Consider the following 13,622-nt stretch of genomic DNA (forward strand, 5'->3'; position numbering starts at 1 on the left):
CCCCAGCCAGAAGGAGAACGACCATGAAACCGCGCATGAACTTCTACCAAGCCGCCCCCGACACGATGAAGGCGTTGATGGCGCTGGAGGAGCAGATCCAGTCGACGGGTCTGGAGAAATCGCTGATCGAGCTCGTCAAGATCCGGGCCTCGCAGATCAACGGCTGCGCGTTCTGCATCAACATGCACACCGAGGACGCCCGCAAGCGCGGCGAGACCGAGCAGCGCATCTATCTGCTCAACGCCTGGCGGGAGTCCCCGCTCTACAGCGACCGCGAACGCGCGGCGTTGGCCTGGACTGAAGCCGTGACGCTGATCTCGGAGACGCACGCGCCCGATGAGGTTTACGAGCAGGTCCGTGCGCAATTCTCCGACGCGGAGACGGTGAACCTGACCATGCTGATCGGCGCCATCAATGCCTGGAACAGGATCGCAATCTCGTTCCGCGCGGTTCACCCGGTCAAGGTGAAAGCGTCGGTGGCGTGAGGCGCGACACGCTCATCGAAGTAGGTCTCGTAGGGTGGGCAAAGCGAAGCGTGCCCACCTTCAGTCACGAGAGAAAAAGACGTGGGCACGGCGCAGTGCGCCTTTGCCCACCCTACGATAGCGGAGTGTGCGGCTTAAACCGCCGTCGCCCTGGCGAAGTCCACGTAGATCTCGCGCAGGCGCGTGGCCATCGGGCCGGGCTTGCCGTCGCCAACCTTCTTGCCGTCGATCGCGACCACCGGCTGCACGAACAGCGAGGCCGAGGTCGCAAACGCCTCCTTCGCGGCCAGCGCCTCTTCCACGGTGAAGGAACGCTCCTCGACGCGGAGCTGGCGCTCCTCGGCGAGTGCGACGACCGCCTTGCGGGTGCAGCCCGGCAGGATGGCGTTGGAGTTCTTGCGGGTGACGATGACGTCGTCCTTGGTGAGGATGAACGCCGACGACGAGCCGCCTTCGGTGACGTAGCCGTCTTGCAGCATCCAGGCTTCGCCGGCGCCGGCTTCGGCCGCGGCCTGCTTCGCCAGCACCTGCGCCAGCAGCGCCACGCTCTTGATGTCGCGGCGCTCCCAGCGGATGTCGGGCACCGTGATCACGCTGATGCCGGTCTTGGCCGAGGCGGCGTTGATGATGTCCTTCTCGGAGGTGAACATCACCAGGCTCGACTTGACGTCGCCCTTCGGGAAGGCGAAATCGCGCCCCTTGTCGGCGCCGCGCGTGACCTGGAGGTAGACGAGCCCGTTCTCGACCTTGTTGCGCGCGATCAATTCCTTCTGCAGTTCGGTGATGCGCTCGACGGTCTCCGGAAGCTTCAGCTTGATCTCGCCGACCGAGCGCTCCAGCCGCGCCAGATGCGAGGCGTTGTCGACCAGCTTGCCATCGAGCACGGCCGAGACTTCGTAGATGCCATCGGCAAACAGGAAGCCGCGATCGAGGATCGAGACCTTGGCGTCCGCGAGCGGGACGAATGAACCGTTGACGTAGGCGATCGAGTCCAAGGCGGGTCTCCTGGCGGGAAAGGGGGATTAGGGCTGCTATACGAAATTTGCGGGCGCCGATAAACCTCACACCGGTCATTCCGGGGCAATGCGAAGCATTGAACCCGGAATCTCGAGATTCCGGATTCGCGCTACGCGCGCTCCGGAATGACGACAGTGCCTAATGCGAGAGAATCTTCGACAAGAACTTCTGCGCGCGGTCGCTGCGCGGCTTGCCGAAGAAATCGTCCTTCGGGGCGTCCTCGACGATCTCGCCTCGGTCCATGAAGATCACGCGGTTGGCGACCTTGCGGGCAAAGCCCATCTCGTGGGTCACGACCATCATGGTCATGCCTTCGCGGGCGAGGTCGACCATGACGTCGAGCACCTCGCTGACCATCTCGGGATCGAGCGCCGAGGTCGGCTCGTCGAACAGCATCACGATCGGGTCCATGGCGAGCGCACGCGCAATCGCGACGCGCTGCTGCTGGCCGCCGGAGAGCTGCGCCGGAAACTTCTGCGCCTGCTCCTTCAACCCGACGCGCTCCAGCAGTTGCATACCCTTCTTCACCGCCTTGTCGTGCGAGCGGCCGAGCACCTTCTCCTGCGCGAGGCAGAGATTGTCGATGATCTTCAGGTGCGGGAACAATTCGAAATGCTGGAACACCATGCCGACGCGCGAGCGCAGCTTCGGCAAATTGGTCTTGGGATCATTGACCTTGGTGCCGTCAACCAGGATGTCGCCGCTCTGGAACGGCTCCAGCGCATTGACGCATTTGATCAGCGTCGACTTGCCCGAGCCGGAGGGGCCGCAGACCACCACGACCTCGCCCTTCGTGACATTGGTAGTGCAGTCGGTCAGCACCTGGAAGGTCGGGCTGTACCATTTGTTGACATGGCTGATTTCGATCATGGTCGACACGCTCTAGCGAATGATGGCGATGCGCGCCTGGAGGCGGCGAACGCCGAAGGACGCGATACAGGAGATGGTGAAGTAGACGACGGCTGCAAACAGATACATTTCGACCAGACGGCCGTCGCGCTGTGCGACCTTGCTCGCCGCACCCAGGAAGTCGGTGATCGAGAGAACGTAGACCAGCGAGGTGTCCTGGAACAGCACGATGGTCTGCGTGATCAGGACCGGCAGCATGTTGCGGAACGCCTGCGGCAGCACGACGTAGCGCATGGTCTGGGTGTAGGTCAGCCCGAGCGCACTGGCGGCCGCCGGCTGTCCGCGCGAGATTGACTGGATGCCGGCGCGCATGATCTCGGAGAAGTACGCCGCCTCGAACATGATGAAGGTGATCAGCGAGGATGCGAATGCGCCGACGCTGATCGGGCGCGAGGCGCCGGTCAGCCACTGACCGATATAAGGCACCAGGAAGTAGAACCAGAAGATCACCAGCACCAGCGGCAGCGAACGCATGAAGTCGACATAGATGCCGGCGATGCGGCCGAGCAGCTTGAGCCCGGACAGGCGCATCAGGGCGAGCGCCGTGCCGAACACCAGGCCGCCGAGCGCGGCAAGCGCGGTCAGCGTCAGCGTGAAGGTCATGCCCTCGTAGAACAGATAGGGCAGCGCGCGGCGGATGACGTCGAAATCGAAATTGCCGAGCATCGCTTATTTCCCCGTGATGTAGCCGGGGATTGCGACCCAGCGCTCGAGGAAGCGCATCGCGGTCACGACGACGGCGTTGACGAGGAGATAGAGGATGGTCGCGGCGGTGAAGGCCTCGAACACCTGGAACGAGAATTCCTGCATCGAGCGCGCCTGTCCGGTCAGTTCGAGCAGGCCGATGGTGATCGCGACCGCCGTGTTCTTGATGGTGTTGAGGAACTCGGAGGTCAGTGGCGGCAGGATGATGCGGAACGCCATCGGCAGCAGCACGTAGCGATAGCCCTGCACGGTGGTGAGGCCGAGCGCAGTCGCCGCCATCTTCTGCCCGCGCGGCAGCGAGGAGATACCGGCCTGCAATTGCACGGCGACGCGCGCCGACATGAACAGACCAATGCCGATCGCCGCCGTCCAGAACGGCGCGTTCGGCAGTTGCTTCAGCCACAGGCCCGCGCCTTTCGGCAGGATTTCCGGCAGCACGAAGTACCACAGGAACAGCTGCACCAGCAGCGGCATGTTTCGGAAGAATTCGACGTAGCAGAAGCCGAACCAGTAGGCGCCCTTGGAGGGCAGCGTGCGCATGACGCCGACGATCGAGCCGGTGATCAGCGCGATGATCCAGGCCAGCACCGCGGTCTTGAGGGTCAGCACCAGTCCGGACAGCAGCATGTCGAGATAGGTGCCGGTCCCCATCGGGTTCGGCTGGAAGAAGATTCCCCAGTTCCAGTTGTAGTTCACGTGTCCCCCGCGCGAACGCGCCTGTCGGAAATGTCCCGGCGCCTATGCAAATGTCCGGCCACATCCCTCCAGAATGGCCGGCATGTCTTCCCTCTCCCCGTTTGCGGGGAGAGGGAAACAGCATCTTACTTGTAGTCGTCCGGGTTCGGCGAGTCCGAGGGCTTCGCGAACTCGTGCTTCAGCTCTTCCGACATTGGCGTGTTGAGGTTCAGGCCCTTCGGCGGGATCTTCTGCGTGAACCACTTGTCGTAGATCTTGGCGCCCTCGCCGGACGTGTAGAGCGCAGCCGTCGCCGCATCGACCACCTTCTTGAACGGCGCGTCATCCTTGCGCAGCATGATACCGTAGGGCTCGGGCTTGGAGAACGCGTCCTTGGAGATCGCGTAGTCATCCGGGTTCTTGGAGCCGGCGACGAGGCTCGCGAGCAGGATGTCGTCCATCACGAAGGCGACCGCGCGGTCTGTCTCGACCATCAGGAAGGCTTCGGCGTGGTCCTTGGCCGGAATGATGTTGGCGCCGAGGCCCTTGGCGACGTTCGCTTCGGTCAGCTGCTTGATGTTGGTGGTGCCGGCGGTCGAGACCACGGTCTTGCCCTTGAGGTCGTCGATCGACTTCAGCCCACTCGACTTCTTGAAGACGTAGCGGCTGGCGGTCAGGAAGTGCGTGTTGGTAAACGAAACCTGCTTCTGGCGCTCGGCGTTGTTCGTGGTCGAACCGCATTCGAGATCGATGGTGCCGTTGGCCATCAGCGGAATACGCGTCGCCGACGTGACCGGGTTGAGCTTGACCTCGAGCTTGTCGAGCTTGAGCTCCTTCTTCACGGCATCGACGATCTTGTAGCAGATGTCCATCGCGAACCCGACGGGCTTCTGGTTGTCGTCGAGATAGGAGAACGGGATCGAGGAGTCGCGGAAGCCCAGCGTGATGGTGCCGGTGTCCTTGATGTTCTTCAGCGTGCCGGTCAGCTCCTGGGCCCCGGCCTGGCTGACGGCGAAGGTCGCGGCGAGCGCGAGCCCGATGCTACGGAAATGTTTCACTTTTTTCTTCCCCTTTCAGGATGATGCGGGCGGGATGCAAGCACAAAATGGGCCGGAATAGAATGTGACTTTTGGCTGGACCGGAGGCTCAGGTTAACGGGCGCGGCAATTCCCCGAGATCCCAGAACAGCCCGGCCATCACCGTCAAGGCCTCCTCGGTCAATGGCAGCAGGATGTGCTCATTGGGCGCATGCTGGGAGCAGCCGGGGTAGGAGTGCGGCACCCAGATCGTCGGCAGTCCCAGAATCTCGGAAAACACGTCATTGGGCAGCGACCCGCCGAAATTCGGCAGCACCGCCGGCGGCTTGCCGGTGGTCTCTTTCACCGAATCCGACGCCCATTTGATCCAGGGGCTGTCGAAATCGGTGCGCGAGGCGGCAAAGCTCTGCGCCGCTCGCACTTCGACCATCGGAAAGCCGTTCTGAACCAGATGCGCGCGGATGGCCTCGATCAGGCCGTCGACCTTGGTGCCGACCACGAAACGCAGTTGCAGCACGGCATTGGCATGGCCGGGAATGGCGTTGGCCGGCTTCTCGATATTGCCTGAGGACATCGCCAGCACTTCCAGCGTGTTCCAGGCGTAGAGCCGCTCGGCAGCTGACAGGCCCTCCTCGCCCCAGTTCTCCGCCAGTGCCGGCTCGTCCGCGGTCGGGGCCACCTGCACATCGGCGAGATAGGAGCGAATCTGGTTGGTGAGCCGCGGCGGCTTCAGCGCCTCGAGCTGGAGACGGCCATGGCCGTCGACCAGCGTCGAAATGGCGTTGACCAGGATGGTCGCAGGGTTGGCGAGCACGCCGCCCCAATTGCCGGAATGATGGCCGCCATCGCGCAGTTTCACGTCGAGATGGATGCGGATGCCGCCGCGGCAGCCCAGGAACAGCGTCGGACGATCGGCGGAGAGGCGCGGCCCGTCGGAGGCCATGAACAGGTCGGCCTTGAGCACGTCGCGATTGAGATCGCAGACCTTGGCGAGATCAGGCGAGCCGATCTCCTCGCCCATCTCGACGATGAACTTGGCATTGAAGCCGAGCTTGCCGCTGCGGGCCTCGCGCACGGCGCGGAGCGCTGCCATGTTGATGCTGTGCTGGCCCTTGTTGTCGGCGGTGCCACGGCCGTAGAGGCGCGTGCCCGCAACCGTCGTGCGCCAGGGATCGCGGCCATCGCGCCACTCGCCTTCCATGCCGTCGACGACGTCGCCATGGCCATAGACCAGCACGGTCGGCACTGAGGCGCTCTCGTGATGCTCGGCGAACAGGAACGGCGCCTTGCCGCTTGGGGATTCGACGATCCGGCTGTTGAAATCGAGCGCAGCGAAGGAGGGCATCATCTCCTGTTCCAGATAGGCACGCAGCTCGGGGCCGCGCGACGGATTCTGGCTTTCGGTCCGATAAGCGACGCGGCGGTCGAGCTCGGCGAGGAATGCGCCGGACTGGAAATCCTCACGGGCGCGGGCGATGGCGTCGGCTCTGGTCATGACTTTTTTCGAGGCTTTGGGACGAAGGATCCTATCCGGCACAGGATGCCCTTCGAAAGTGGCGGGGACTTGGGCAGTTCGCTTGTAGTTCTCTTGTACTGCTCTTCGGACTTCGTTTTTGCTCGCTTGAGATTGGCTTGCCGGCCGCTGATTTTGGCCTTGCCAAGGGCAAGCGATATGCAAGAACGTCGCCAGATTGGGGCGCACGTCTAGCATTCGAAGAGCGCTCAGTACAGGGCGCCAGAGGACCAGGATGGCCAAAGAGATCAGGCTCAATGCCTTTGCGATGAATTGCGTCGCACATCAGTCACCGGGCCTGTGGACCCATCCGCGCGACCGCACCGCCGAGTATAACCGCCTGCCCTACTGGATCGACCTCGCCAAAACGCTGGAACGCGGCCGTTTTGACGGGCTGTTCCTGGCCGACGTGCTCGGGGTCTACGATGTCTATGGCAACAGCCCTGACGCGGCGTTGCGCAATGCAGCACAGACGCCGTCGAACGAACCGCTGCTCCTGCTCTCGGCGATGGCGGCGGTGACTAAAAATCTTGGTTTCGGCGTCACCAGCAATCTGTCCTTCGAGCCGCCCTACCCGTTCGCACGGCGGATGTCGACGCTCGACCATCTCACCGAGGGACGGATCGGCTGGAACGTCGTCACCGGCTATCTCGACAGCGCCGCACGCGGCGCCGGCAAGGACAAGCAGACCGGCCACGACGACCGCTACGACATCGCCGACGAATATATGGAGGTCGTCTACAAGCTCTGGGAAGGCAGCTGGGAGGACGACGCCGTGCTCCGCGACCGCAAGCGCGGCATCTTCACCGATCCCAGCAAGGTCCATCGCATCAACCACGAGAGCGCGAACTACCGCATCAACAACACCATCCATCTCAGCGAGCCGTCGCCGCAGCGCACGCCCGTGCTGTACCAGGCCGGCACCTCGCCGCGCGGGCGGCAATTCGCGGCCAAGCACGCCGAATGCGTGTTCATGTCGGGACCGTCGGCCAAGGTGATCGCGCCGCGCGTGTCCGCGATCCGCCAGGAGGCCGCCGCGCTCGGCCGTAGTCCGGCGGAGATCCTGATGTTCTCGATGATGACGATCATCCTCGGACGAACGGAGGCCGAAGCAAAGGAGAAATATGCCGATTACCGCCGCCACATCAGCCCCGAAGGCGCGCTGGCGCTGATGTCGGGGTGGACCGGCGTCGACTTCTCCGGCTACGACCTCGACCAGCAGGTACGCCATGTCCAGAACGATGCCGGCCGCAGTGCGATGGACAACGTCACCCGCGCCGATCCCGATCGCGTCTGGACGGTGCGCGACGTCATCGACCATGTCGGCATCGGCGGTGCCGGCCCGGTCGTGGTCGGCACGCCGGAGAGCGTCGCCGACAAGATCGAGGATTGGTTCGAGAAGACCGATGTCGACGGCCTCAACGTTGCCTTTGCGATCTCGCCCGGTGATTTCGAGGACATCGCCGACATGCTGGTGCCGGAGCTGACCCGGCGCGGCCGGTACAAGAGCGAATATGCGAAAGGCACGCTGCGGGAGAAGCTGTTTGGCAGCGGACGTGCAAGGCTCGACTCACCGCATCCGGCGGCAGGGTATCGGGTGGGGAGGAAGGGGTAGGCGGAAATTTGCGCCACACCCGCGCTGTCGTCCCCGCTTTCCGCCAGGACGAGCTGGAGAGGGAGAGTGCCTCCTCCTCGTCATTGCGAGCGCAGCGAAGCAATCCAGAATCCCTCCGCGGATAAAGCCTGGATTGCTTCGCTGCGCTCGCAATGACGGTGGAAGCAGTGTGTCCTACACCTTCCCGTCCACCATCACCTCGATCAGCTTTGTCCCTGGCCGGCCGAACGCCGACGCCAGCGTCGGCTTCAGCTCGCTGACATCGCTGATCCTGATCGCCTCGCAGCCCAGCGCTTTCGCGACGCCGGCGAAATCCACGGGCGGATCGACAAAATCCATGCCGACGTAATTGTCATCGCCATGGAAGGCGAGCAGGCGCTGCTTGATGATGCGGTAGCCGCCATTGTTGGCGATGACAACGTTGAGCGGCAGCTTGTGATGCGCCGCCGTCCACAGCGACTGGATCGAATACATCGCACTGCCGTCGCCCGAGAAGCACACCACGGGACGATCCGGATTGGCAAGGCTGGCGCCGACCGAGGCCGGCAGGCCCCAGCCGATGCCGCCGGAGGCAAGGCCGTGATAGCCGTAACGATCGCGATGCGGACGTAGCGCCGTGACTTGACGGCTGGAGGTGAGGCCTTCGTCGACGAGGATCGCGTGATCGGGCATGGCCTCGACCATTTGCAGCACGAGATAATCCGGATCGATGGGGTTGCGGCCCGCGCTCTTGCCGATCTGCTCGACCAAAGCGGCGCGGCGCGCGCTCCAGTTCTTTGGTGCCAGCTCAGCGAGACGCTCCCTGGCGCGGCTTGCGAGTGCCGCATCGCCCATTTCCTTCAGCATCGGGATCAGCGCGCGCAGCGTTTCCTTGACGTCCGCCTTCAGCGCGATCTCGGCGCCGTAGTTCTTGGCGATCTCCCAATCGACGAGACCAATCTGGACGATGCCAAGGCCATCAGGCAGCGCATCGACCTCGCTATAGACAGACATCCGCAACGGATCGCCGCCGAGCGCAATCAGCAGATCGTAGGGCGCCAGCGTATCGCGCGCGACCTTCTGCACGCGCGCCAGCGTGCCGACGAAGCTCGGGCTTTCGGAAACGAAGTGTGAACCATAGGGCGTCGAGGATTGATAGGCGGCTGCGCCGAGCAGCTCGGCGAGTTCGGCCGCTTCCTTCAGCGCATCGCTCTTGACCACCTCATCCATGGTGACGACCACAGGCCGATCGGCCTTCAGCAGGCGCGCGGCAAATGCTCTCAGCGCTTCATCCGACGGCTTTACGCGCGCGTCGATGCGGGTGGAGCGGCCGAGATCGATGCCCGCTTCGCTGTTGAGGATGTCGCCGGGGAGCGAGATGAACACCGGACCTGTGGGCGGCGTCATCGCGACCTTGGCGGCGCGGCGCACGATGCGCGGCAGATCCTCCAGCCGCGTCACCTCGACTGCCCATTTCACCAGCGGCTCGGCCATGCGCACCAAGGGGCCATACAGCACCGGCTCCATCAGCCCGTGGCCCTGCTCCTGCTGGCCGGCGGTGAGGATCATCGGCGTGCCCGTGAACTGGGCGTTGTAGAGCGAGCCCATCGCGTTGCCGAGACCGGGCGCGACATGGACGTTGCAGGCGACCAGCTTTCCCGAGGCGCGGCTATAGCCATCTGCGATCGCCACCACCAGGCTCTCCTGCATCGCCATCACGTAGGTGAGATCGGGATGGTCCTTCAGCGCATGCATGATCGGCAGCTCGGTGGTCCCGGGATTGCCGAACAGATGCGTGATGCCCTCGTCCTTGAGCAGCGCGAGAAAGGCGGAGCGGCCGGTGATCTTGTTCTTCATGTTTCCTCCAGGAGCGGGCGTTGCCGCAAGGACGGACACATGATGGCCGAAGTTTTGGCAGGCGCGCAAGGAAGCGCAGTCATGGCTGCGTTGCGCGCGATGGTCTCGTGTCCCGGACGCGGCGCCGCGCATAGCATTGCGACGCGGAGCCGGGACCCAGCTTCGTGACGAGTTCACCGATGCATGGGCCCCGGCTCAGCAGCGCACCACCGAAGGGGTGCTGCGCTGCGTCCTGGCAGGAGAGCGGGGCGAGCGGCGCGCTACATCTCCTCGCGCCCCAGCTCGAACGGATCTTCGCCGCCCGCGCGCTTCTTCCTTTTCGAGCGCTGCCAGACCACGCCGGGAAAGCCCTTCAGCGGCACCAAGGGCTCGCCGGTATAGGCCCATTCCTGCAGCTCCTCGATCGCGATGTGATAGAGCGGCTGGCGGCCGGTGCGTTCTTTGAACAGCGCGCGCGGGATGTTGACCATGTGCGGGCCGCGCGGGCGCTCATAGGCAATCGGCGTGCCGCAATGCGAGCAGAAGCTGCGCGCGGTCTTTGTCGCCTTGTCCTCGTAACGGGTCAGCGCGGTCTTGCCCGAGGTGATGCGGAAGCGCTTCTTCCAACTGCCGACATAGGTGGCATAGGCCGCGCCATGGGCGCGGCGGCTGGCGGCGGAATGATCATGCCAGGCCCAGCGCGCGGGAACGTCGATCTCGAAGGTGACCTTGCCGCAGAGGCACTGGCCCGTGGCGGTTCCTGCGGCGACTGCGGCTTTAGCCATGATTGCTTTCTCCGTCGTCATTGCGCGCGCAGCGAAGCAATCCAGGCTGCCTCCGCGGAACGATTCTGGATTGCTTCGCTGCGCCCGCAATGACGGAATCTGTGGTGCGGTCGGAGCAACACAATAGCCGCGCAGCCCGGATGAGCGAAGCGACAGCCGGGGAAATTCTTGCTCAGACGAAGGTCGGGGATATCGCTTTGCTCATCCGGGCTGCGGCAACGTCACGCCGGCGTCAGCTCGTCATACACTGGATAATCCGTGTACCCCTTCTCCTCGCCGCCATAGAACGTCGCGCGGTTGTACGGCGTGATCGGATAACCGTGCGCGAGGCGCCGCGGCAGATCGGGGTTGGAGATGAAGATGCGGCCGAAGGCAATGATGTCCGCATGACCCTCCGCAATTGCCGCATTCGCGCTCTCGCCGGTGAAGCCGCCGGCGGTCATCAGCACGCCGCTGTAATGCGGGCGGAACAGCACCATCGCAGAGGGCACGTTCTCCCAGTGGACGTCGGCACGACCGGCGCCGCTGGAGCGCGGCTCGATGAAGTGCAGATAGGCAAGGCCGAGCTTGTCGAGCGCCTTCACCACATGGGTGTAGAGGGGCATCGGATCGGGCTCGCCGGAATCATTGGCGATGCCGTGGGGCGACAGCCGCACGCCGACGCGGCCCGCGCCCCAGACATCGATCGCCGCCTGCGTGACCTCGAGCAGCAGTCGCGCGCGGTTCTCGATCGAGCCGCCATATCGGTCGGTGCGCTGGTTGCTGCGCGACTGCAGGAACTGCTCGAGCAGATAGCCGTTGGCGCCGTGGATTTCGACGCCGTCGAAGCCGGCGGCGAGCGCATTCTTGGCGCCCTGCCGGAAGGCCTCGACGATGCCCTTGACCTCATGGGTCTCCAGCGCGCGCGGCGTTTCGTAATCGGCGATCTTGCCGTCGGCGGTCATCGCCTTCATGCCTTCGGCCTTGATCGCAACCGCCGAGGCCGACACCGGCAGCTCACCGCCATGATAGGAGGAATGCGAGACGCGGCCGACATGCCAGAGCTGAAGGAAGATGATGCCGCCCTTGGCGTGCACCGCGTCCACCACCTTGCGCCAGCCGGCGATTTGCGCGTCCGAATAGATGCCGGGTGTCGCCGGATTGCCGCGGCCGTGCGAGAGCACTGGCGAAGCTTCCGCGATGATCAGCCCGCCCTTCGTTGCGCGCTGGCCATAGTATTCGGCGTTGAGCGGTCGGGGCGAAAAGCTCTCACGCTCGGCGCGCATGCGCGTCAACGGTGCCATCGCGACCCGATGCGCAAGCTTGTACGGACCGACCTGCAACGGCCTAAACAACGCCTCGAATTTCATGCTGGCCCCAATGGCTATGGAAGGATACGGATCATATAGCGAGGGGCGGCCACCGGAAAAGGCGCCGCCCCTCACAAAAGCAGATATTTCCTCGCGCGGAACGCGGGGAGAACAGGTCTTACGCCGTCTTGATCCAGACGGCCTTCACGTTGAGATATTCCTCGACGTGCTGCTTGCCGGACTCGCGGCCGTAGCCGCTCATCTTGTAGCCGCCGAACGGCACGGCCGGATCCATCGCCTGGTAGCAGTTCACCCACACCGAGCCGGCGCGCAGGCGCTTCGCCACCGCATGCGCCTTGCTGACGTCGCGCGTCCACAGGCCGGAGCCGAGGCCGAAGGTGGTGTTGTTGGCGCGCTTGACCAGTTCGTCCATGTCCTTGAACGCGATCGCGGAGATGACGGGGCCGAAGATCTCCTCCTGTGCGATGCGCATGTTGTCCTGCACGCCGGCGAACACGGTCGGCGAGACGAAGAAGCCCTTCGACAGCGCACCTTCGGTGACGCGGCCGCCGCCGGCGAGCGCCTTTGCACCTTCCTTCTGGCCGATGTCGAGATAGCCGGTGACGCGCTCGAGCTGCTGCTCGGAAACCAGCGGACCGATCTGCACGTTGGGATCGAGGCCATTGCCGACCTGCAGGTTCTTGCCGAACTCGGCGACGCGGCCGACGAACTCTTCGTAGATCGACTCCTCGACGAACAGGCGCGTGCCGGCGCTGCAGATCTGCCCCGAATTGGCGAACACCGCCATCGCGGCGCCGGGAACTGCGGCATCGAGATCGGCATCGGCGAAGACGATGTCCGGCGACTTGCCGCCGAGCTCGAGCGAGACGCGCTTGAGGTTGCCTGCGGAGGCGCGAATGATCGACTGTCCGGTGACGTGCGACCCGGTGAAGGCGACCTTGTCGACGTCGGGATGCGAGGCGAGGGCGGCGCCCGCGGTCTCGCCATAGCCGGGCACGACATTGACGACCCCGGGCGGAATGCCGGCTTCCATGGCGAGCTCGGCGATGCGCAGCGAGGTCAGCGGCGCTTCTTCCGCGGGCTTGAGCACCACCGTGCAGCCGGTCGCGATGGCAGGCCCGATCTTCCAGATCGTCGCCGTGAGCGGACCGTTCCAGGGAATGATGGCGCCGACGACGCCGATCGGCTCCTTCAGCGTATAGGAGAAGATTTCGCCGGGCAGCGAGTTCTCGATGGTCTCGCCGTGGATCGCGGTAGTCTGGCCGGCATAATAGCGCAGCATGCCGACGGCGCGCAGGCGATAGGCGCGGGTGCGGCTGACCGGGGCGCCCATGTCGAGCGTGTCGAGCTGCGACAATTCGTCAAAGTTCTTCTCGACGAGGTCGGCGAGCTTGAGCAGCAGGTTCTGCCGCTCGAACGGCTTGACCTTGCTCCAGGGACCTTCGAAGGCACGGCGGGCGGCCGCAACCGCACGGTCGATGTCTTCCTTGTCGCCTTCCGCAACGGTTGCGAGCAGCTCGCCGGTGGCGGGATTGTGCGTCTCGAAGCGCTTGCCGGAGGCCGCATCGACCCATTTGCCGTCGATCAGCATCTGCTTGTAGGAGCCGTTGGCGAACGGATGGCGCGTGATCGGGATAGCGTGCGACACAGCCATGGCTGCACTCCCTGTCAGGTGATTGATTGGTTCGATCTGGGCGGGATCGTTAGGTTGGGAAGAATACAGCGGTGCCGGAGGGGCGTAAAGGCAGCGCGAAAC

General features: G+C 64.2%; 12 protein-coding genes. 2 read left to right on the top strand and 10 right to left on the bottom strand.

From position 1 onward, the window contains the following. Positions 1 to 23: 23 nt before the first annotated feature. Positions 24 to 485, top strand: coding sequence for a carboxymuconolactone decarboxylase family protein (locus AC5V87_RS35655; protein ID WP_495369263.1), 462 nt, complete (start codon positions 24 to 26; stop codon positions 483 to 485). A gap of 134 nt (positions 486 to 619) precedes the next feature. Here the strand turns inward: AC5V87_RS35655 and AC5V87_RS35660 are convergent, their stop codons facing one another. The 6 genes from AC5V87_RS35660 to AC5V87_RS35685 form a co-directional block, all read right to left on the bottom strand. Further along, positions 620 to 1,480 carry a D-amino-acid transaminase gene (locus AC5V87_RS35660; RefSeq protein WP_495369264.1) on the bottom strand — a complete coding sequence of 287 codons (861 nt, stop codon included), beginning with the start codon at positions 1,478 to 1,480 and terminating at the stop codon, positions 620 to 622. A gap of 160 nt (positions 1,481 to 1,640) precedes the next feature. Next, a complete protein-coding gene (locus tag AC5V87_RS35665; RefSeq protein ID WP_456842472.1) occupies positions 1,641 to 2,372 on the bottom strand; it encodes an amino acid ABC transporter ATP-binding protein in 732 nt (243 codons plus the stop codon). 12 nt (positions 2,373 to 2,384) lie between these two features. Continuing rightward, positions 2,385 to 3,077 carry an amino acid ABC transporter permease gene (locus AC5V87_RS35670; RefSeq protein ID WP_456842471.1) on the bottom strand — a complete coding sequence of 231 codons (693 nt, stop codon included), beginning with the start codon at positions 3,075 to 3,077 and terminating at the stop codon, positions 2,385 to 2,387. 3 nt (positions 3,078 to 3,080) lie between these two features. Next, on the bottom strand, positions 3,081 to 3,812 hold the full coding sequence (locus AC5V87_RS35675; RefSeq protein WP_456842470.1) for an amino acid ABC transporter permease: 732 nt from the start codon (positions 3,810 to 3,812) through the stop codon (positions 3,081 to 3,083). A 125-nt stretch (positions 3,813 to 3,937) separates the two neighbouring features. Continuing rightward, positions 3,938 to 4,849 carry an amino acid ABC transporter substrate-binding protein gene (locus AC5V87_RS35680; RefSeq protein ID WP_495369265.1) on the bottom strand — a complete coding sequence of 304 codons (912 nt, stop codon included), beginning with the start codon at positions 4,847 to 4,849 and terminating at the stop codon, positions 3,938 to 3,940. An 88-nt stretch (positions 4,850 to 4,937) separates the two neighbouring features. After that, the gene (locus AC5V87_RS35685) at positions 4,938 to 6,323 is read right to left on the bottom strand and encodes a M20 family metallopeptidase (RefSeq protein WP_495369266.1); all 1,386 of its coding nucleotides are present in this window, start codon (positions 6,321 to 6,323) and stop codon (positions 4,938 to 4,940) included. Between the two features lie 253 nt (positions 6,324 to 6,576). On the opposite strand from AC5V87_RS35685, the gene AC5V87_RS35690 reads away from it, so the two are divergent. Beyond that, on the top strand, positions 6,577 to 7,956 hold the full coding sequence (locus AC5V87_RS35690) for an LLM class flavin-dependent oxidoreductase (RefSeq protein WP_495369267.1): 1,380 nt from the start codon (positions 6,577 to 6,579) through the stop codon (positions 7,954 to 7,956). Positions 7,957 to 8,130: 174 nt separating this feature from the next. Here the strand turns inward: AC5V87_RS35690 and AC5V87_RS35695 are convergent, their stop codons facing one another. The 4 genes from AC5V87_RS35695 to AC5V87_RS35710 form a co-directional block, all read right to left on the bottom strand. Further along, a complete protein-coding gene (locus AC5V87_RS35695) occupies positions 8,131 to 9,792 on the bottom strand; it encodes a thiamine pyrophosphate-binding protein (RefSeq protein ID WP_495369268.1) in 1,662 nt (553 codons plus the stop codon). A 260-nt stretch (positions 9,793 to 10,052) separates the two neighbouring features. Continuing rightward, a complete protein-coding gene (locus AC5V87_RS35700; RefSeq protein WP_456842465.1) occupies positions 10,053 to 10,556 on the bottom strand; it encodes a GFA family protein in 504 nt (167 codons plus the stop codon). A gap of 221 nt (positions 10,557 to 10,777) precedes the next feature. Then, positions 10,778 to 11,905: an alkene reductase gene (locus AC5V87_RS35705; protein WP_456842464.1), complete on the bottom strand. Its 1,128-nt coding sequence runs from the start codon at positions 11,903 to 11,905 to the stop codon at positions 10,778 to 10,780. A gap of 118 nt (positions 11,906 to 12,023) precedes the next feature. Further along, on the bottom strand, positions 12,024 to 13,520 hold the full coding sequence (locus tag AC5V87_RS35710) for an aldehyde dehydrogenase family protein (RefSeq protein ID WP_456842463.1): 1,497 nt from the start codon (positions 13,518 to 13,520) through the stop codon (positions 12,024 to 12,026). Positions 13,521 to 13,622 lie beyond the last annotated feature (102 nt).

Source organism: Bradyrhizobium sp. SOJA106 (genome assembly GCF_059448745.1).